This is a genomic window from Leisingera sp. ANG-DT, assembly GCF_000813785.1.
Lineage (GTDB): Bacteria > Pseudomonadota > Alphaproteobacteria > Rhodobacterales > Rhodobacteraceae > Leisingera.
Map to the genome: position 1 here is coordinate 420,831 of NZ_JWLE01000005.1, position 19,736 is coordinate 440,566.

Sequence of the window (19,736 nt, forward strand, 5' to 3'; positions counted from 1 at the left end):
CAACCATGGCAGACAAGAAGACAAAACCACGCGGACTTGGCCGGGGGTTGTCGGCGTTGATGGCAGATGTGAACCCTGCGCCAGTCAGCACGCAGGCTGAAGCACCACGAAATGCGGAAATACTGGTGCCAATCGAAAATGTCATTGCCAACCCGAACCAGCCGAGGCGCCAATTCCTGCAGGAAGACCTGGATGACCTGACGGCTTCCATCAAGGAGAAGGGGGTTCTTCAGCCACTGATCGTTCGGCCCCGTCCTGGCGGGAAGTACGAGATTGTTGCTGGTGAGCGCCGCTGGCGCGCGTCGCAGGCAGCCCAGTTGCACGAAGTTCCGGTTCTGATCCGCGATTATTCCGACCTGGAGATGATGGAAGTTGCCATCATCGAAAACATCCAGCGCTCGGATCTGAACGCGATGGAAGAGGCGCAGAGCTACAAGCAACTGATGGAAAAATTCGGGCATACGCAGGAAAAAATGGCAGAGGCGCTGGGGAAAAGCCGTAGCCACATCGCCAATCTTGTGCGCCTTCTGCACCTTCCGGAAGATGTCCAAATCCTGGTTCAGGAACGCAAACTGTCCGCGGGCCATGCCCGCGCTCTGATCACTTCGGATCATGCCTCAGAATTAGCGGCAAAGATCGTGAAGGGTGGTTTGTCCGTTCGTGCTACTGAAGCATTGGTGAAAAAAGACGCGGCTGGCATTCAGGTGGCCGGTGCCAAGAAACCTCGTAAAGCTCCAGAAAAGGACGCCGATACCCGGGCACTGGAAGGCGACTTGTCAGCGATGCTGAAAATGAAGGTCTCGATCGATCACAAGCCTGGCGGTGAGGCGGGTGCGGTGACGATCAGCTATGAGAGCCTGGATCAGTTGGACGAACTGTGCAATCTGCTCAGCCGTTAGGCCTGGTCCAGATGAAGAGAAGCACGGTTGACAGAACTACTGTTTGAATCCCCAGCACGTGACCGGGGACGCCCAACAGCAGAGACAGGCCAAAGACGGCGGCAATCGACAGGGTTGCCGCCTTTTTTGCACCCGGCCGGATAGCGCCATGATCGCGCCAGTCCATGATCATAGGACCAAAGACGTTGTGATCAACGATCCAGTTGTGCAGGCGCTCAGAGGAATTTGCGAAGAAGAACGCTGCAAGAAGTAAGAATGGAACGGTGGGAAGCAGGGGGAGAACAATGCCAATGACGGCCAAGGCGACGCAGAATAATCCCAGGCCGGCGTAGAGGAAACGCATTGCTTCAATCCATCAACAGTTCGCGGAGTACCGCATTCAATACCGCGCGGCCCTGGTCAGTCGCGCGAAGCCTCTGGCCAGAGATAGTCACCATACCCATTTGTGCAAGATCATGCAGCCGGTCTTCTGGCAATTTGCACCCCGAAAGCTGGCTGTATCGCCCCATATCCAGACCTTCAGACAGGCGCATCCCCATCATGAGGTATTCAGCCGCAGCATCTACCCGGTTTAGTTTCTCTCGAAGGGATTCCCCGTTGCCACTACTCACCGCATTCAACCAGGCCCCGGGCGCCAGATGGGTTTCAGTGGCATGACGCAGGCCGTTCAAGGTCAGACGTCCGTGGGCCCCGGGGCCGATGCCGGCATAGTCGCCATAGCGCCAGTAGATCAGGTTGTGGCGTGATTCTGCTCCGGGCTTGGCGTGGTTCGAGATTTCATAGCCAGCCATACCGAAGCCGGCGCAGACCTCCTGGGTAGCCTGGTACATATCTGCTGCCGTGTCGTCTTCCGGCAACCCGCGCAACTTGCCGCGGGCATACCGGTCGCCAAAGGCAGTGCCTTTTTCGATGGTAAGCTGATAGAGCGACAGGTGGTCGATGGCCATGGAGAGCGCTTCGCGCAGTTCCGCCTGCCAAGATTTTAATGTTTGCCCCTGACGCGCGTAGATGAGGTCAAAGCTCACGCGATCGAAACATTTACGGGCTATGTCGAAAGCTGTTTTGGCCTCTGCAACGCTGTGAATACGACCAAGCCGGCGCAGGTCTTCGTCGTTCAGGGCCTGTATGCCCATGGAGACCCTGTTTACGCCTGCGTCGCGGTAGCCCGCAAAACGGCCGGCTTCAACAGATCCAGGGTTTGCTTCAAGAGATATCTCTATGTCATTGGCGAAAGGCCAAATTTCACGTGCGCGCTCAATAACAGCGGCCACAGTGTCCGGCCGCATGAGGGAAGGGGTGCCGCCGCCAAAGAAAATCGAGTTCAGAACACGACCGGAAAGCTGCTCTGAGAGTCTGTCAAGCTCGCTCAGATAGGCTCTAACCCAGAGCTTTTGGTCTATGCTTGCCGAAACATGGCTGTTGAAATCGCAATAGGGGCATTTGGCCTGGCAAAAAGGCCAATGCACGTAAAGGCCAAAGCCCCCATTGCGCCAGTCATCCACCGAAACAGCCCTGGACGAACTGGGCCACCGCCTTGCCGCGGTGGCTGATCTTGTTCTTCTCCGCCGGGTCCATTTCGGCGCAGGTGATGTCAAAGCCGTCAGGCTGGAACATCGGGTCGTAGCCAAAGCCGTGTTCGCCGCGGATCGGCCAGACCAGCTGACCTGGCATCACGCCCTCGAACACTTCGTCATGTCCGTCGGGCCACGCAATCACCAGGGTGCAGCGGAACTGGGCAGTGCGCGGCGCGCTGGCTCCGGCAGCGGTTAGCTCATCATTGGCGCGGGTCATTGCCAGCTTGAAGTCGCGGCCGTTCGGTGTTTCGGCCCAGTCGGCAGTGTAGACGCCGGGCGCTCCGTTGAGTGCGTCGATGGTGATGCCGGAATCATCGGACAGGGCCGGCAGGCCGGTTGCCGTGGCGGCAGCGTGGGCCTTGATGCGGGCATTGCCGACAAATGTGTCCTCGGTTTCCTCGGGTTCCGGCAAATTCATCTCGCCGGCGCCAACAACCTGCACGCCGAAGGGGGCGAGGATTTCGGAGATCTCGTTCAGCTTGCCCTTGTTATGGGTGGCGACAAGCAGCTTGCCGCCTTCCAGTTTGCGGGTCATTTGCAGGCGGCCTTCTGCATTTCTGCCAGCTCGGAGGTGCCTTTAGCGGCCAGGTCCATCAGCTGGTTCATCTGGTCGCGGGAAAAGACGGAGCCCTCGGCAGACATCTGTACTTCGATCAGCTTACCGGATCCGGTCATGATGAAGTTGCCGTCCACGCCGGCCTCAGAATCTTCGGGGTAATCCAGATCCAGCACCGGCTGGCCGGCATAGATGCCACAGGAAACGGCCGACACAGGATCCACCAGCGGATCGATATGCACATCACCAGCTTTCATCAATTTGTTGACGGCCAGACGCAGGGCAACCCAGCCGCCTGTGATCGAGGCGCAGCGGGTGCCGCCGTCGGCCTGCAGGACGTCGCAGTCGATGGTGATCTGGCGCTCGCCCAGGGCAACGCGGTCGACGCCGGCCCGAAGCGCGCGGCCGATCAGGCGCTGGATTTCCACTGTGCGCCCGCCCTGCTTGCCAGAGGCTGCTTCGCGGCGCATCCGGGTGTTTGTGGCACGGGGCAGCATGCCGTATTCGGCGGTAACCCAGCCCAGGCCGGTACCCTTTATGAAGGGCGGCACGCGGTCTTCGATGGTGGCGGTGCACAGGACATGGGTGTCGCCGGCCTTGATCAGGCAGGAGCCCTCGGCGTGTTTGGTGAAGCCGGTCTCGATCGAGACAGGGCGCATTTCATTCAGTTCTCGTCCTGAGGGTCGCATGGCACTTCCTTTTGCTGTTGGCTTGGGGATATCCCCCGGACGCGGGGCTATGCAAGCCCGATTGACCTTTTCCCGAAGTGCTCTTTAATGACATTTTGGAGCCGGGTTCCTATGTTTAGACCGGAAGAAATGCTGGCAGGCTGATGAGCGATCCGAACAACATTCTGAAGGACTTGAATGACCGCTCCCGGGACGTGTTCCGCGCAGTGGTGGAAAGCTATCTAGAGAGCGGCGATCCGGTTGGCAGCCGCACGCTGACCCGTTCGCTGAGTGAAAAGGTCAGCGCAGCTACCGTGCGTAACGTTATGCAAGATCTTGAATACCTTGGCCTGCTGGACAGCCCGCACGTCAGCGCCGGCAGGGTACCCACGCAGATGGGCCTCAGGATGTTTGTTGATGGTCTTTTGGAAGTTGGCGATCTCAACGTAAAAGACCGTGAGAAGATTGATGCGACTCTAGGCCGGAATGCAGGTGACGTTGGCGGGATGCTCGACCGGGTTGGCGCTGCACTGTCTGGTGTCACGCAAGGCGCTTCCCTTGTGCTGACACCCAAGCATGAAGCGGAGATCCGGCACATTGAGTTTGTCTCTTTGGCGCATGACCGCGCACTGGTGGTTCTGGTATTTTCTGACGGTCATGTGGAGAACCGGCTATTCACACCGCCGCCAGGGCAGACGCCCAGTTCGATGCGTGAAGCCGCAAATTTCCTGAATGCACTGATCGAAGGCAAGACACTGAGCGAGGTGCAACGGCAGATCCAGAGAGAGATTTCCGCCCGGCGTCAGGAAATCGACAGTCTTGCACATGCGATGATCGAAAGCGGACTGGCTGTCTGGGAAGAGGAAGGCAGCGAACAGGCACGACTGATAGTGCGAGGCCGCGCGAATCTTTTGGCCGAGACTGGAGCAGCCGAGGAGTTGGAGCGGATCCGCACGCTGTTCGATGATCTGGAACGCAAGCGGGACATTGCCGAATTTCTGGAACTGACCGAAGAAGGCGAGGGTGTGCGCATTTTTATCGGGTCGGAGAACAAACTTTTCTCACTTTCGGGTTCCTCTTTGGTGGTGTCTCCCTATATGAACGCGGATCGAAAGATCATCGGTGCGGTTGGGGTGATTGGCCCAACGCGCCTGAATTACGGACGGATTGTGCCGATCGTGGACTACACGGCACAGCTGGTCGGCAAACTGTTGTCCGACCGGAGTTAGAGGTGAAACATGGCAGAGCTCAAGGACGAAGACTTTCTGGATGACATCGCCGCCGCCGAAGCTGAAGAGCTGGCTGCGCAAACCGAGGAATTTGATGATGCCTCGCTGGAACTTGATGCGCTCCGGGCGGAACGGGATGAGCTGAAGGACCGCTTCATGCGGGCGCTGGCGGATGCGGAAAACGCCCGCAAGCGCGGCGATAAGGCGCGCCGCGAAGCAGAGAACTATGGCGGGTCGAAACTGGCCCGTGACATGCTGCCGGTCTATGACAACATGAAGCGCGCGATTGAAGCGGCCACCGACGAGCAGCGCGAGGTGTCCGCCGCCCTGATTGAGGGCGTGGAACTGACAATGCGTTCGCTGCTTGGCGTGTTTGAGAAGCACGGAATCCGGATTGTGTCGCCCGAGGTTGGCGACAAGTTCGATCCGCAAGTACATGAGGCAATGTTCGAAGCGCCTGTACCGGGCACCAAGGCGGGTGACATCATTCAGGTCTCAGCGGAAGGATTCATGCTGCACGACCGTCTGCTGCGCGCGGCGCAGGTGGGTGTGTCCTCGACCCCGGCCAGCTGATGAGCAGACCCTGGCGGGCCTGCGCCTCCGGCGGGAGTATTTTTGAAAGATGAAAGGGCGGGTCCGTTTGGACCCGCCCTTTGCTTTAGTTCGCAGCTTCCTTGAGCTTGTAGAGCACTTCAAGTGCTTCCCTGGGAGAAAGCTCGTCCGGGTGAATGCTGGCGAGGAGCTCTTCGGTCGGCGAGGGGCCCGCCGGTGCCTTGGGCTGTGGTGGCGGGGCGGCTGCGAACAACGGCAGGTCGTCGATCTGGATCTTGGACCCGCCTTCGCGGCTGCCTTGCTCCAGCATGTCGAGGACGTCGCGGGCGCGGGCGACAACAGTTGCAGGCAGGCCGGCGAGCTGGGCCACTTGAACGCCATAAGAACGGTCAGCGGCGCCCTTGCGCACCTCATGCAGGAAGATCACTTCGCCCTCCCATTCCTTGACTGCTACGGTGGCGTTCTCAACACCTTCCAGTTTGGCGGCAAGCTGGGTCAGCTCGTGGTAGTGGGTGGCAAAGAGTGCACGGGAGCGGTTCACCTCGTGCAGATGCTCCAGTGTCGCCCAGGCGATGGACAGGCCGTCATAGGTGGCAGTGCCGCGGCCGATTTCATCGAGAATGACCAGAGCGCGGTTATCTGCCTGGTTCAGAATCGCGGCGGTCTCGACCATTTCCACCATGAATGTGGAGCGGCCGCGGGCCAGATCATCAGAGGCACCGACGCGGCTGAACAGCTGGCTGACAAGGCCGATATGTGCGGCTTCGGCCGGGACATAGCTGCCCATTTGGGCGAGCAGGGCTATCAATGCGTTCTGACGCAGGAAGGTCGATTTACCAGCCATGTTGGGACCGGTCAGCAGCCAGACTGCGGCGCCGCCCTGCGCGGTCAGATCGCAGTCGTTGGCGACGAAAGCTTCTCCGCCTTGCTGGCGCAGGGCCTGTTCCACAACCGGGTGACGGCCGCCTTCCACGTTAAACGCACGGCTGTTGTCGACCTTGGGGCGGATCCAGTTTTCGCCGCGTGCCAGATCGGCCAGTGCCGTCAGCAAGTCCAGTTCTGCCAGTCCCCGCGCAGCAGTGTTGAGGCGCGCGGCATTGTCCAGAATGGCGCCAGAAAGCCTTGCGTAGAGCCTTTTTTCGATCTCTAGCGCCAGGTTGCCCGCGTTGAGAATACGGGTTTCGATCTCACTCAGCTCTACCGTGGTGAACCGGACCTGGTTTGCTGTGGTCTGGCGGTGGATGTAGGTCTCGTTGAGGGGGGGCGACATCATCTTGTCGGCGTGGGTTGCGGTGGTTTCAATGAAGTAGCCCAGCACGTTGTTGTGCTTGATCTTCAGCGAGGCGACGCCGGTGTGCTCTGCGTATTGCTTTTGCATTGACGCGATTACCGATCGGCCCTCGTCGCGCAGAGTGCGGGCCTCGTCCAGCTCAGGGTCATAGCCGGCTGCAATGAAGCCGCCATCGCGGGCCAGCAGCGGTGGTTCTGCTACAAGTGCAGCGTCAAGCAGTGATACCAGATCATCGAACCCTTGCAGATTGGATATGGCGCCGGATATCAGGTCCGGCAGATCCAAACTGGTGCAGAGGTCCGCGATTACTTCTGCCTGTGACAAACCGTTTCGGATGGCGGCCAGATCGCGAGGGCCGCCGCGTTCCAGCGCGAGACGCGAGAGCGCACGGTCAAGGTCCGGTGTCTTGCGCAGTGCAGCGCGCAGGTCTTCGGCTTTGCGCGTATTTTCAACAGCAAAGTCGAGGGCGGTCAGCCGCTGATGAATGGTGTCCAGATTGCGCGATGGGCTGGACAGCCGCTGTTCCAGCAAGCGGGCGCCGCCGGGGGTGACGGTCCGGTCTACGACAGACAGAAGAGAACCGGCCCGGCCGCCGGATAAGGACCGGGTCAGTTCCAGATTGCGGCGAGTGGCGGCGTCGATTTGAACCACCCGGTCCTGTGCCTCTTGCTGGGGAGGCTGCAGCAGCGGCAGTTTGCCCTTCTGGGTGATCTCCAGATAGTCGATCAGTGCACCCATTGCGGAGACTTCAGCGCGGGTGAAGGTGCCAAAGCCGTCCAGAGCGCTGACGCTGAACAGGGTGCAGATGCGCTTTTCCGCAGCGGTGCTGTCAAAGCTTGATTTGCCCAGCGGGGTCAGCGGGATCTTGTATTCATCGGCCAGCGGGCGGGCGGCCTCGTAGGCTGGGCCATCTGCAACAATCAGCTCTGAGGGCGCGAGGCGGGCCAGCTCTGGAGACAGGCGCACCCGTGCAACCGGCATCACGTGAAATGCGCCGGTGGAGATATCGGCCCAGGCCAGCGCAGCCTCATCGCGCAGTTCGGAGTAGGACACCAGGAAGTTGTGACGGCGGGCTTCCAGCAGGGAATCCTCGGTCAGGGTACCTGGGGTCACCAGTCGAACCACATCTCGCTTCACAACAGATTTGGAGCCGCGTTTTTTGGCTTCGGCTGGGCTTTCCAGCTGTTCACCTACCGCAACGCGGAATCCCTTGCGGATCAGAGTCAGTAGATACCCTTCGGCTGCATGCACCGGCACACCGCACATCGGGATGTCTTCACCGTTGTGCTTGCCGCGTTTGGTCAGTGCGATGTCCAACGCTTCGGCTGCGTTGATGGCGTCCTCAAAGAACATTTCGTAGAAGTCGCCCATCCGGTAGAAAAGCAGCGCATCCGCATGCGCTTCCTTGATCTCGAGATATTGCGCCATCATGGGCGTTACGGTCATTGGAGGTCCCCCGGGGTCGTCTTTGCAAGACATCTACAATGGGGGCGGAGCGAGGAAAACCCGGATATGGCTGCCGCCAGCGCGCCGGCGGCAGCCTGCTGTCAGTAGAGATTGCGCAGAGTGTCAGGCATCGTGTTGACGATGGAGAGCGAGAGGGTGCTCAGCTGTTGCTGTGCTTGCAACGCCAGTATTTTGGTTGCAGCTTCCTCCATGTTGGTGTCGATCATGGAGCTGACACCGCGGGTGAGCGCATCAGATTGCTTGCTGACATAGTCGCCCTGGCCAGCCAGCTGATTGGCACTCGACCCCAAAGCCGCCGAGCCTTCGATTGCGTAGGCAAGAAAGCCTTCGATTTCGCCCAATGCAGTTAGAGCACTTGCGCTGTCTGTGATTGCGGTTCGGCCACCGAGATCGAACAGCGGGCTGCCTTCAAAGTCCACACCGTCCACGCTGAGGGTGCTGAGGGTGCCGTCGCTGGAAATCGCTGACGGTACTGTCAGTCCAGCGCCGCCGGCCCCGTCGACATCGGTTTTCAGCAGGTTCACCCCGTTGAAGCCGGAAGACGAGATGATCGAATTGATCTGCTCGGTCTTCTTTGCCATGGCCGCTTCATATTTGCTGAAGTCGCCCATTCCGCTGCTGGCCATGATTGCAAGTGACCGCATTTCAGTCAGGGTTTCGGTGATCTGCTCTGCCCCGGCTGAGGCAACCGCCACGGTAGCTTCGCCCAGCGACAATGAGTCCGACACCGAGCGTAAGCCGGAAATATCCGAGTTCATCAGCTCGGAAATTGCCCAGAGGGCCGCGTTATCTTGCGCTGAGTTAATGGTCTGACCGGTGGAAATGCTGTCTTGCGTTTGATTGAGCTGAGAATTGACTCCGCCCAATGTCTGCAAGGCCACCATCGCACCGGAATTGTTGTGGAAGCTTATCATTCCTCACTTTTCCTTTGATCCTATGCCCTTTGCGGGCGGACAAACGCCGTTCTGGCCCTTGCTTGCAGGCCTCTGAATTCCTGGCCATAGCGCCACCTGGGAGGCAGGTGCGCGTTAATACCTATTAAGAAATTACAGCATTCCGCGGTCTGCTTTGAGGCGAAAACCTGACGGAATCTATCGTCTTTTAGCCGCTTTTTTCTAAAATCTGGCGATACAGATTCTTGAAACCGCGGATTGAGGGGCGCCGTGGGCTGGGCTAAGACGGTCCGCGACGAGGAGAGGACACGTAATTAAATGCCCAAGAACAAGATCACCGATGAAGAAGCCCTGGCGTTCCACCTGGAGCCGTCTCCGGGTAAGTGGGAGATCAATGCCACCGTCCCGATGACCACACAGCGGGATCTGTCGCTGGCTTACTCTCCGGGCGTAGCGGTGCCTTGTGAAGCGATCGCCGAAAATCCAGAGACAGCCTATGATTATACCAACAAAGGTAACCTGGTTGCGGTGATCTCCAACGGCACGGCTGTTTTGGGTCTGGGCAACCTCGGCGCACTGGGCTCCAAGCCGGTGATGGAAGGCAAATCCGTCCTGTTCAAACGGTTCGCTGACGTCAACTCAATCGACATCGAGCTGGACACTGAGGACCCGGACAAGTTCATCGAAGCGGTTAAGCTGATGGGGCCGACGTTTGGCGGCATCAATCTGGAAGATATCAAGGCACCCGAATGTTTCATCATTGAGCAGAAGCTCAAGGAAGAGATGGACATTCCGGTGTTCCACGACGACCAGCATGGCACCGCGGTGATCTGCGCAGCGGGTCTGATCAACGCTTTGCATCTGTCGGGGAAAAAGATCGAGGATGTGAAGATCGTCCTCAATGGCGCCGGCGCAGCGGGCATTGCCTGTATCGAACTGCTGAAAGCGATGGGTGCGCGGCATGAAAATTGCATCGTCTGCGACACCAAGGGTGTAATCTACCAAGGCCGCACCGAGGGTATGAACCAGTGGAAATCGGCGCATGCGATCAGCACTGATCTGCGCAGCCTGGAGGAAGCGATGCGCGGAGCCGATGTGTTCCTTGGCGTTTCGGTCAAAGGCGCGGTGACCCAGGAGATGGTCGCCTCCATGGCCGACAATCCGGTGATTTTCGCCATGGCAAACCCGGATCCGGAGATTACACCGGAAGAGGCGCATGAAGTGCGGGTGGATGCCATTGTTGCCACTGGCCGGTCGGATTACCCGAACCAGGTCAACAACGTTCTGGGCTTCCCGTATCTGTTCCGCGGTGCACTGGATATTCATGCCCGCGCCATCAATGATGAGATGAAGATTGCCTGCGCCCATGCGCTTGCGGCGCTGGCACGTGAGGATGTGCCGGACGAGGTGGCGCTGGCCTATGGCAAGTCGCTGACCTTTGGCCGCGATTACATCATTCCGACTCCGTTTGATCCGCGGCTGATCCACCGGATTCCGCCGGCTGTGGCCAAGGCAGGTATGGATACCGGCGCGGCGCGGCGCCCCATCGTGGACATGGATGCCTATGAGGTTGGCCTGAAATCTCGCATGGATCCGACGGCGTCGATCCTGCGCGGCCTGAACGCCCGTGCGCGCTCCGCCCAGTCGCGAATGATCTTTGCTGAGGGTGACGATCCCCGGGCGCTGCGGGCCGCGGTTATGTACCAGCGCTCCGGTTTCGGTAAATCGCTGGTTGTGGGCCGCCAGGAAGACGTGCGCGTCAAGCTGGAAAAAGCCGGACTTGGCGATGCGGTGCGTGAACTGGAGATTATCAACGCTGCCAACACGCCGCATTTCGAGGCATACAAGGATTTCCTGTATAACCGCCTGCAACGCAAAGGGTTTGACCGAAAGGACATCCACCGCCTGGTTGGCCGCGACCGGCATGTGTTCTCCAGCTTGATGCTGGCGCACGGGCATGGTGATGGCCTGGTTACCGGCGCAACTCGCAAGTCGGCGCATGTTCTGGACCGGATCAACCATGTGTTTGATGCCGATGCCGACCACGGTGTGGCTGGTGTGACCGCGCTGCTGCACAAGGGCCGGATCGTGCTGATCGGCGACACGCTGGTGCACGAATGGCCGGATGAAAACCACCTGGCCAACATCGCAGAGCGCGCCGCCGTGGTTGCCCGTCACATGGGGCTTGAACCGCGGGTGGCCTTTGTCAGCTTTTCCACCTTCGGCTATCCGGTTTCGGAGCGTGCTGAAAAGATGCATGTCGCGCCGACTGTTCTGGACCAGCGCGGGGTGGATTTCGAGTATGAAGGCGAGATGACCGTGGACGTGGCATTGAATGAGCGCGCGCAGCGGTATTACCCGTTCCAGCGCCTGACCGGTCCTGCCAATATCCTGATCGTTCCGGCCCGACACTCGGCTTCGATCTCGGTCAAGCTGATGCAGGAGATGGGCGGTGCCACCGTGATCGGTCCGATTCTGTCCGGTATCGACAAGCCGATCCAGATCTGCTCGACCACCTCCACGACCAATGACATTCTGAACATGGCGGTGCTGGCGGCCTGCAATATCGGGTGATCTGACATGGCGATCTGGAATCTCGGCTCTATCAATGCGGACATGGTTTATAGCATGCCGCATCTGCCGGCGGCGGGGGAAACCCTTGCCGCCCGCGGCCTTGACCGTTTCCTTGGCGGTAAAGGTGCCAACATGTCTGTTGCTGCCACTCGCGCCGGCAGTGACGTGTACCATATCGGTGCTGTGGGGCCTGACGGTGAATGGGCGGTGGAGCGTCTTAAGGAGTATGGGGTCGGCATCGGCCACATTGTCCAGACGGACACTCCAACCGGGCATGCCATCATTGCGGTGGAACCTGAGGGAGAAAACCAGATCATCCTGTTCCCCGGTGCCAACCGGGCGCTGAGTCTAAAGCAGGTAGAGAAGGCTCTGTCCATGGCGAAGTCTGGTGACATTCTTGTCATGCAGAACGAAACCAGCATGCAGGCAGAGGCGGCGCAGCTGGGCCGCCTCAAAGGGTTGCGCGTCTGCTACGCTGCTGCCCCGTTTGATGCAGACGCTGTGCAGTCGGTCCTTCCATACTTGGATTTCCTGATCTTGAATGAGGTCGAAGCGCAGCAGCTTCAGCAAGCTACGGGAAAGGAACCCGGTGAGCTTGGCATCAAAGACGTGATCATCACTTTAGGTGCCAAGGGTGCGCGGCATATTAACGGGGAGACGGGCGCTGTCAGTGACGTGCCAGCCTTGCCGGTCACGCCGATTGATACAACCGGCGCCGGCGATACCTTTACCGGCTACGTTCTGTCTGGTCTGGATCTGGGGCTGACAGTGGCAGAGGCAATGGCGCAAGCCAGCCGCGCGGGGGCTCTTATGGTCACACGGCACGGTACGGCTGATGTCATCCCTACCTTGGCGGAACTACAAGCCGCCCGGTTCTGAAACCGGACGGCTCCGGCTCAATGCCCTTTGGCAAAGGGCGCAGTATCACCCCACAGCTGGATTACTCTTGCGTCGCGGCCGCAGGCCTGGCGGTAGCGTTTGTAAGCCTCCGCCTGACGCTTGGGACCAAACCGGGTGAATACCAGACTGTCGCCCTTGTAGTAGTCCTGATGGTAATCTTCAGCCTGAAAAAAGGTCTTGGATGAGAGTATTGGGGTCACAATCTTCTGCCCCAACGCCTGCTGAGCCTGTGCCTTTGTTTGTTCGGCTAGGGACCTTTCTTCGCCGTTAGAAACAAATACTGCGGTGCGGTAGCTGTCGCCACGGTCGCAGAACTGGCCTCCAGGGTCGGTGGGGTCTACTGAGCGGAAGAACAAGTTTATTAGGTGCCCGCGAGAGACTTTTGCGGGATCGAAGACGATTTGCACCGCCTCATAATGGCCGGTGCCGCCTTTGGTGACATCTTTATAGGTGGGGCTTACCGTAGTGCCACCAGTATAGCCGGATATGGCTTCAACCACACCCGGCACGCTTTCGAAATCGCTTTCCACGCACCAGAAGCATCCGCCGGCAACGGTCAGAGTTTCTGTGGACTGCGCTTGAACCGGAATACCATGCGCGGCGAACCCGGCAGCAATCAGACCGCTCAGAACCAGGGGTTTAATCTTCTCCAGAACTCGCATTCCCGACTCCTTGAATAGCTTGGGGCCAGACTGCCGGCTGCAGTGGGTTCTCTCAACCCGGCAAGTCAGGATTTCACGGACTGGTGACAGCACGTTATCGTTTGGATTCCGGATCCAGTATCAATAACGTGCCGGCCAAGGAGGACCCCATGACCGAAAAGATGAGCACCCACCAGGCCGAAGAAGATCAGCGCAACGAAGAGATCCTGATTTATCTGAACGGTGAAATTGTGCCCAAGGCCGAGGCCAAGGTCAGTGTATATGACAGCGGTTTCATGCTGGGTGACGGCGTGTGGGAAGGGTTGCGCCTGTATAACGGCACCTGGGCCTTCATGGATGAGCATATGGACCGGCTGTTCGAGGCGGCCAAGGCCATTGATCTGGACATTGGCCTGGACCGAAATGGTGTCAAAAATGCTGTGTTGGAGACTCAAAAAGCCAATGGAATGACGACCAATGCTCACGCCCGGCTGATGGTGACGCGCGGCGTGAAAACCCGGCCGTTCCAGCATCCTTCACTGTCGCGCCAGGGGCCGACGATGACCATTATCATGGAGCACTCCCGCCCCAATCTTCCGCGCCCGATCAAACTGGCGACGGTGCCGCATCTCCGCGGGCTGCCGATGACCCAGGATCCCAAGCTTAACTCCCACTCCAAGCTGAACTGCATCCTCGCCTGTATTGCGGCAGAGAAGGCCGGCGCGGATGAGGCGCTGATGCTGGATGTGAATGGCTTTGTGAACACCACCAACGCCTGCAACTTCTTCATCGTGCGCAAGGGGGAGGTTTGGACTTCCACTGGTGACTACTGCATGAACGGCATCACCCGGCAAAAGGTGATTGATCTCTGCCGTGCAAACAGCATTCCGGTCTACGAGCGGAACTACTCTTTGGTGGATACTTATGGCGCAGACGAGGCCTTTCTCACAGGGACTTTTGGTGCCCAAACCCCGGCCGGCAGCATAGATGGCAGGCAAATCGGCAGCGGCCAGATGGGACCGATGACTGAACGTATTCGCGGCCTTTACAAGGCGCTGATCGAGAAGGAGTGCGCCTGATGCGGATTGCCATGTGGTCCGGGCCAAGGAACCTGTCGACGGCGATGATGTATGCCTTTGGCAACCGCGGCGACTGCGCCGTGGTGGATGAGCCGTTTTATGCAGCCTATCTGGCGATGACCGGACTCGATCACCCTATGCGTGCGGAAATTCTGGAAAGCCAGCCGCAGGACCCTGAAACCGTGGCGCAGGCATTGCTGGGAGCGGTGCCGGCGGCCAAGCCGTTTTACTACCAGAAGCACATGACGCAGCACATGATTCCTGGGGTTCCGAGGGAATGGATGCGGGAGGTCACCAACGTCTTCCTGATCCGCCACCCGGCACGGGTGATCGCCTCATATGCCGCCAAGAGGGAAAACCCGGTTCTGGAAGACATCGGCTTTCGCCAGCAGGCGGAGCTGTTTGATTTGGTGCGAAGCTGGGGGCAGTTGCCGGTTGTGGTGGACAGCCATGACATCCGCGAGGATCCGGCCGCCAAGCTGGAACAACTGTGTGAGATGATCGGGATGCCCTATTCACCAAAGATGCTGAGCTGGCCCAAAGGCGGCCACAGGGATGACGGTGTCTGGGCGGCGCATTGGTACGGCGCTGTCTGGACTTCCACCGGATTCGCCGGCCCTGAAGGCCCTTTGCCGGAGGTGCCGGAGGTATTGCAGCCGGTCCTGCAGGCGGCGATACCCTACTATGAACAAATGAAGGCTGCAAAGATCTGACTTGCCGAGAGGGGTGCCCGGCGCCCCTGCGGCGCGCAGCCCGGGAAACTTGCGGCCAGCAAAGCTGATCAGCTGATCAGCTTGCTCAGTTTCATGGCAACGCCAATATCTCCGGAAACCTTGATCTTGCCCATCATGACAGCGGTCATCGGATTGAGGTTTCCGTTCAGCAGCTTTTTCAGGTTTTCAGCCGACAGCCGCAGCGTGCAATCTGTTTCACGGTCGTCTGTGCCGGCGCTTCCCTCCGACAGGACAATCACACCGTCCGGTCCGCAATCGAACTTCAGCGACCCGTCGAAACTCTTCCCGGCCAGACCGTCCCGGATTCCTGCCGCAATATCGTCCAATGCCATCTTCTTCTCCCTCGCTTAGCGAGAGGGTTAGGCAGAGGGATAAATCCGGGCAAGATTGACCGCGGGAGAGGCGGAAGGATTACGCCGCGGCAAGTGCGGCCTTGGTCAGCGGGCAGGGCTGGCCGCCGTAGAAAGCATCCAGAACCCGCTGGAATTCCACCGGTGCGCCGGGGACCGCGGCAAACAGCGTCATTGAGGAGCGCAGTTTCTTGGCATCAATTCCACCGAGGATCTGCTCGGCATCCTTGTCCTGATGAGACAGCATCAGTTGGCTGACCTCGACCAAGCGCGCGCGCAGTATCTCATGCTTCAAATAGGCCGTGGCTTCAGCCTGATCTTCGATCCCGTAGAGCTGGGCCAAGTGGGAGCGGCCAAGTTCGGCAAGCTGGGGAAAGACGAACCACATCCAGTGGCTCGTCTTCTGTCCTGCGGAGAGTTCACTCAGGACATCAGCCCATACGGTGTCCTGAGCTTCGACGAACATATCCAGCTCTTCCGCGAAATCGTCCTCGAATTCGCCGTCTATGTCGTCGTATTCGCTCACTTTTTGATCCGGCGCTCGCGGGCGGCCAGCAGTTTGAGACGCAGCGCGTTCAGCTGGATGAAGCCTGCGGCGTCTTTCTGGTCATAGGCGCCGGCGTCTTCCTCAAAGGTCACATGCGCCTCGGAGTAGAGCGAGTTTTCGGACCAGCGGCCGACGGTGTTCACCGAACCTTTGTAGAGCTTCACGCGCACGGTGCCGGAGACATGTTTCTGGCTGGCGTCGATGGCTGCTTGCAGCATTTCGCGCTCGGGGCTGTACCAGAAGCCATTGTAGATCAGCTCTGCGTACTGCGGCATCAGCTGGTCCTTAAGGTGCATCGCGCCGCGGTCCATGGTGATGGATTCGATACCGCGGTGGGCTTCCAGCATGATGGTGCCGCCCGGGGTTTCGTAGATGCCGCGGGACTTCATGCCGACGAACCGTCCTTCGACCAGGTCAAGGCGGCCGATGCCGTGCTTGCGGCCGTACTCATTTAGCGCGGTCAGGATGGTTGCCGGGCTCATTGCTTCGCCATTGATGGCAACCGGGTCACCCTTTTCAAAGGTGATCTCGATGAATTCCGGGGTGTCCGGCGCCTCTTCGGGGTGAACGGTGCGCTGGTAGACGTAATCGGGCGCCATTTCCGCCGGATCCTCCAGCACTTTACCCTCAGACGAGGTGTGCAGCAGGTTGGCGTCGACGGAGAAGGGAGCCTCACCACGCTTGTCCTTGGCGATCGGGATCTGGTGCGCCTCGGCAAACTCCAGCAGCTTGGTGCGCGAGGACAGGTCCCATTCGCGCCAGGGTGCGATCACCTTGATGTCGGGGTTCAGCGCATAGGCTGCCAGTTCGAAACGGACCTGGTCGTTGCCTTTGCCGGTGGCGCCGTGGGCAACGGCATCTGCACCAGTGGCTTCGGCGATCTCAACCAGGCGCTTGGAGATCAGCGGGCGCGCAATGGAGGTGCCCAGCAGGTATAGACCCTCATAGACCGCATTGGCGCGGAACATCGGGAAGACGAAGTCGCGGACGAATTCCTCGCGCACATCTTCGATGAAGATGTTTTCCGGCTTGATGCCCAGCATTTCCGCTTTCTTGCGGGCGGGCTCCAGTTCCTCACCCTGGCCGAGGTCGGCGGTGAAGGTGACAACTTCGCAGCCGTATTCGGTCTGCAGCCATTTCAGGATGATCGAGGTGTCGAGGCCGCCGGAATAGGCGAGCACAACTTTCTTGGGCGCGGACATGGAATTCCCTCTCAGGTCAGAACGCCTGCGGCGTAGCGGGTTTTGCCCGGAAGGGCAAGGTTTTCCGGGGTTTCGCACAGCCTGTGCGGCAACTAAGGTCCGCGCTGAACAAGATTTTCAAACTGGAGCGGATTTTCATGAAACCTTGGGCGCTGTTCAGCCATTCAGTGGGAATGCTGACCCGGAATTTCGGCGATATGCTGCGCGTGTTTTTGGTCCCAACGCTGCTGATCGTTGTGGTTTGCGGAGTATTTTTGAAAGTGACGGGCCTTTTGGATGTCTTGCAATTGGGAGTCATGACTCCCTTACAAGAAGATTCAGGCTTGGGCGGCCCACTGTTTATTGTAGCTATACTCTCGCTACTGATCGGGATGTGGAGCGTTGTTGCTTGGCATAGATTTGTACTACTTGAGGAATTGCCGCAAGGCTGGGTACCGCAACTGCGAACCGATAGGGTAATGGCCTACTTCGGCCGGTCTTTGCAGATTGCATTAGTTCTGTTCTGCATGATGCTTCCCGTGCTCTTGGTTATTCTGTTCCTCACAATGGCACTCAGCGGAGCAGGGTCTGCTACCCTACACTTGATCAACCTTCCGATTGCGATCTTCATCACCTATCTGGTTCTCAGGCTTTCGGTGATCTTGCCCGCGGCAGCTCTTGGGAAGGATATGGGCCTGCGTGACGCTTGGAATTCCACCGCAAACTCATTTGGAGATCTGCTGGGACTGGCGGCCATAATGGTTGCGGCACAGTATGCTGGCCAATTCATTGCTGAATCCCTGGATGGATCCTCCCTCGTGGCCATCGGTGTTTCATTTTTTGTGTCCGCTGCATTGGCGCTTTTGAACATCAGTCTGCTGACCACACTTTACGGCCATTACGTCGAAGGCCGCCCGGTCTGATCCCCAGTATTCTTATGTATGCTTTGATGCCCGCCTCTTGCCTTAGCGGCGGGCATACGCCACTGAAGAATGCATGAGCGATTTCAAGATCCAGGCCCGCGCCGCCGAACAGGCGATGCGCGATGTGTTTCCCGCGACACCGCTGCAGCGCAATGTGCATCTTTCCGAACGGTTTGGCGCCGACATCTACCTCAAGCGCGAGGATCTGAGCCCGGTCCGATCCTACAAGATCCGCGGCGCGCTGAATGCGATGCGCAAGCAGCCTGATCAGGAGCTGTTTGTCTGTGCCTCTGCTGGTAACCATGCGCAGGGGGTGGCCTTCATGTGCCGCCACATGGGTAAGCGCGGGGTGATCTTCATGCCCGTCACCACGCCGCAGCAAAAGATCCAGAAGACCCGGATGTTCGGTGGCGACAATATCGAAATCCATCTGGTAGGCGACTACTTCGATGTGTGCCTGGCTGCCGCACAGGAATGGTGCGCCCAGGAGGGCGGGCATTTCCTGTCGCCGTTTGACGACGCCGATGTGATCGAAGGTCAGGCCTCCATCGCGGTGGAGATCGAAGAGCAACTGGGTAAGGCACCGGATCATGTATTGCTGCCAGTCGGAGGCGGTGGCATGTCGGCGGGCGTTTCCTCGTGGTTTGGCGAAGAGGTCCACAGCCTGTTTGTTGAACCTGACGGTGGCGCTTGCCTGCGCGCTGCCTTGGCGGCGGGAAAGCCGGTGCCGCTGGACACGGTCGATACCTTTGTCGATGGCGCCGCGGTAGGACGGATCGGCGAACTGCCTTATGATATTTTGAAGGACGTGCCTTTGCCTGATGTGCTGGCAATTTCCGAAGACAGGATCTGCGCCACTATCATCGAGATGCTGAATGTAGAAGGAATCGTTCTGGAGCCTGCCGGTGCGCTGTCAGTTGAGGCTCTGCAGGATGTGCGCTCATGGATTCGGGGCAAAACCGTTGTTTGCGTTACATCCGGCGGAAATTTTGATTTTGAGCGGCTGCCCGAGGTCAAGGAACGTGCGCAGCGCTATTCTGGAGTGAAGAAATACTTCATTCTGCGGCTGCCGCAGCGGCCCGGCGCGTTGAAGGAATTCCTCGGGATTCTGGGCCCGGAAGACGACATTGCCCGCTTTGAATATATGAAGAAGTCAGCCCGCAATTTCGGTTCTGTTCTGATCGGGATCGAAACAAAACGGCCGGAGAATTTTGAGCAGCTGTTTGCGCGCCTGGATGCTGCCGGGATGACTTTCACGGATATCACCCAGGATGAGACACTCGCGCAGTTCGTGATCTGACGGCGCCGGAGTCAGAACTTCTCCGAAAGGCCGGTCAGAAACACGGACTTGGAAGCTTGGAAGTTCGCAATGATGGCCGGGACATCGACTCCGTCCGCTCCGCCTTGCGCAGAGCGCCGCTCGCCGTCCAGGCACATGGAAGAAAACTCATCAAATCCAAGGTTGAGTGCGCTGCCTTTCAGGAAGTGCAGGTCCTGCTCAAGCTGGCCGCGGTCGCCGCCTTCCAGCTTGCCGATTACTTCTTCGACTTCTTCCAGAAAGATTTCAACAACTTCACCGAAGTCCTCGGCGCCGACTTCTTCACGCAGCTCGGTCACGCGTGGCCAGTCAATCATGTGATACGTCCTTACGATCTTTCGCTGAGTGCACTTCTTAAGT

The 19,736-nt window shown here is 58.8% G+C and carries 20 protein-coding genes; 9 read left to right on the forward strand and 11 right to left on the reverse strand.

Annotated features, from left to right (window positions below; all coding sequences use genetic code 11):
* Nucleotides 1-5 precede the first annotated feature (5 nt).
* Nucleotides 6-899, forward strand: a complete 894-nt coding sequence (locus RA21_RS07315) for a ParB/RepB/Spo0J family partition protein (protein WP_039147564.1) — start codon at nucleotides 6-8, stop codon at nucleotides 897-899.
* Here RA21_RS07315 and RA21_RS07320 read toward each other — a convergent pair.
* Genes RA21_RS07320 through rph form a run of 4 tightly spaced genes read right to left on the reverse strand, consistent with a single transcriptional unit; the run spans nucleotide 889 to nucleotide 3,718 of the window.
* Nucleotides 889-1,242: a YbaN family protein gene (locus tag RA21_RS07320; RefSeq protein ID WP_019295310.1), complete on the reverse strand. Its 354-nt coding sequence runs from the start codon at nucleotides 1,240-1,242 to the stop codon at nucleotides 889-891. The genes RA21_RS07315 and RA21_RS07320 overlap by 11 nt on opposite strands.
* Nucleotides 1,243-1,246: 4 nt before the next feature.
* Nucleotides 1,247-2,401, reverse strand: coding sequence for a radical SAM family heme chaperone HemW (gene hemW / locus RA21_RS07325; protein WP_039147566.1), 1,155 nt, complete (start codon nucleotides 2,399-2,401; stop codon nucleotides 1,247-1,249).
* A complete protein-coding gene (rdgB, locus tag RA21_RS07330) occupies nucleotides 2,394-3,008 on the reverse strand; it encodes an RdgB/HAM1 family non-canonical purine NTP pyrophosphatase (protein ID WP_019295308.1) in 615 nt (204 codons plus the stop codon). The genes hemW and rdgB overlap by 8 nt, the downstream gene beginning before the upstream one ends.
* Nucleotides 3,005-3,718: a ribonuclease PH gene (gene rph / locus RA21_RS07335; RefSeq protein WP_019295307.1), complete on the reverse strand. Its 714-nt coding sequence runs from the start codon at nucleotides 3,716-3,718 to the stop codon at nucleotides 3,005-3,007. Before rph ends, rdgB begins: the two co-directional genes overlap by 4 nt.
* Nucleotides 3,719-3,861: 143 nt before the next feature.
* On the opposite strand from rph, the gene hrcA reads away from it, so the two are divergent.
* Both hrcA and RA21_RS07345 read left to right on the forward strand, forming a co-directional pair.
* The gene (hrcA, locus tag RA21_RS07340) at nucleotides 3,862-4,926 is read left to right on the forward strand and encodes a heat-inducible transcriptional repressor HrcA (protein ID WP_019295306.1); all 1,065 of its coding nucleotides are present in this window, start codon (nucleotides 3,862-3,864) and stop codon (nucleotides 4,924-4,926) included.
* 9 nt (nucleotides 4,927-4,935) lie between these two features.
* Nucleotides 4,936-5,499: a nucleotide exchange factor GrpE gene (locus RA21_RS07345; protein WP_019295305.1), complete on the forward strand. Its 564-nt coding sequence runs from the start codon at nucleotides 4,936-4,938 to the stop codon at nucleotides 5,497-5,499.
* An 85-nt stretch (nucleotides 5,500-5,584) separates the two neighbouring features.
* On the opposite strand, the gene mutS is transcribed toward RA21_RS07345, so the two are convergent.
* Nucleotides 5,585-8,215: a DNA mismatch repair protein MutS gene (mutS, locus tag RA21_RS07350; protein ID WP_039147568.1), complete on the reverse strand. Its 2,631-nt coding sequence runs from the start codon at nucleotides 8,213-8,215 to the stop codon at nucleotides 5,585-5,587.
* A 101-nt stretch (nucleotides 8,216-8,316) separates the two neighbouring features.
* Nucleotides 8,317-9,150: a flagellin gene (locus tag RA21_RS07355; RefSeq protein ID WP_039147570.1), complete on the reverse strand. Its 834-nt coding sequence runs from the start codon at nucleotides 9,148-9,150 to the stop codon at nucleotides 8,317-8,319.
* A gap of 297 nt (nucleotides 9,151-9,447) precedes the next feature.
* Here RA21_RS07355 and RA21_RS07360 point away from each other — a divergent pair, with 297 nt between their 5' ends.
* The gene (locus RA21_RS07360) at nucleotides 9,448-11,703 is read left to right on the forward strand and encodes an NADP-dependent malic enzyme (protein ID WP_039147571.1); all 2,256 of its coding nucleotides are present in this window, start codon (nucleotides 9,448-9,450) and stop codon (nucleotides 11,701-11,703) included.
* A gap of 6 nt (nucleotides 11,704-11,709) precedes the next feature.
* A complete protein-coding gene (locus RA21_RS07365) occupies nucleotides 11,710-12,582 on the forward strand; it encodes a ribokinase (protein WP_039147573.1) in 873 nt (290 codons plus the stop codon).
* A gap of 17 nt (nucleotides 12,583-12,599) precedes the next feature.
* On the opposite strand, the gene msrA is transcribed toward RA21_RS07365, so the two are convergent.
* Nucleotides 12,600-13,265 carry a peptide-methionine (S)-S-oxide reductase MsrA gene (msrA, locus tag RA21_RS07370; protein WP_019295300.1) on the reverse strand — a complete coding sequence of 222 codons (666 nt, stop codon included), beginning with the start codon at nucleotides 13,263-13,265 and terminating at the stop codon, nucleotides 12,600-12,602.
* 149 nt (nucleotides 13,266-13,414) lie between these two features.
* On the opposite strand from msrA, the gene RA21_RS07375 reads away from it, so the two are divergent.
* Entirely contained in the window at nucleotides 13,415-14,323 is a 909-nt protein-coding gene (locus RA21_RS07375) for a D-amino acid aminotransferase (RefSeq protein ID WP_039147817.1), read from the forward strand.
* Nucleotides 14,323-15,036: a sulfotransferase-like domain-containing protein gene (locus RA21_RS07380; RefSeq protein WP_039147575.1), complete on the forward strand. Its 714-nt coding sequence runs from the start codon at nucleotides 14,323-14,325 to the stop codon at nucleotides 15,034-15,036. Before RA21_RS07375 ends, RA21_RS07380 begins: the two co-directional genes overlap by 1 nt.
* 68 nt (nucleotides 15,037-15,104) lie before the next feature.
* On the opposite strand, the gene RA21_RS07385 is transcribed toward RA21_RS07380, so the two are convergent.
* The 3 genes from RA21_RS07385 to RA21_RS07395 form a co-directional block, all read right to left on the reverse strand.
* On the reverse strand, nucleotides 15,105-15,389 hold the full coding sequence (locus tag RA21_RS07385; RefSeq protein ID WP_019295297.1) for an SCP2 sterol-binding domain-containing protein: 285 nt from the start codon (nucleotides 15,387-15,389) through the stop codon (nucleotides 15,105-15,107).
* A gap of 79 nt (nucleotides 15,390-15,468) precedes the next feature.
* Nucleotides 15,469-15,933, reverse strand: coding sequence for a DUF1810 domain-containing protein (locus tag RA21_RS07390; protein WP_039147577.1), 465 nt, complete (start codon nucleotides 15,931-15,933; stop codon nucleotides 15,469-15,471).
* Nucleotides 15,930-17,156 carry an argininosuccinate synthase gene (locus RA21_RS07395; protein ID WP_019295295.1) on the reverse strand — a complete coding sequence of 409 codons (1,227 nt, stop codon included), beginning with the start codon at nucleotides 17,154-17,156 and terminating at the stop codon, nucleotides 15,930-15,932. The genes RA21_RS07390 and RA21_RS07395 overlap by 4 nt, the downstream gene beginning before the upstream one ends.
* 137 nt (nucleotides 17,157-17,293) lie before the next feature.
* On the opposite strand from RA21_RS07395, the gene RA21_RS07400 reads away from it, so the two are divergent.
* Both RA21_RS07400 and ilvA read left to right on the forward strand, forming a co-directional pair.
* The gene (locus RA21_RS07400) at nucleotides 17,294-18,058 is read left to right on the forward strand and encodes a hypothetical protein (protein WP_152610506.1); all 765 of its coding nucleotides are present in this window, start codon (nucleotides 17,294-17,296) and stop codon (nucleotides 18,056-18,058) included.
* 73 nt (nucleotides 18,059-18,131) lie between these two features.
* Complete coding sequence (gene ilvA, locus RA21_RS07405) at nucleotides 18,132-19,358, forward strand: threonine ammonia-lyase IlvA (RefSeq protein ID WP_039147581.1); 1,227 nt, start codon at nucleotides 18,132-18,134, stop codon at nucleotides 19,356-19,358.
* An 11-nt stretch (nucleotides 19,359-19,369) separates the two neighbouring features.
* Here ilvA and RA21_RS07410 read toward each other — a convergent pair whose 3' ends face one another.
* A complete protein-coding gene (locus RA21_RS07410) occupies nucleotides 19,370-19,693 on the reverse strand; it encodes an Hpt domain-containing protein (RefSeq protein WP_019295292.1) in 324 nt (107 codons plus the stop codon).
* Nucleotides 19,694-19,736 lie beyond the last annotated feature (43 nt).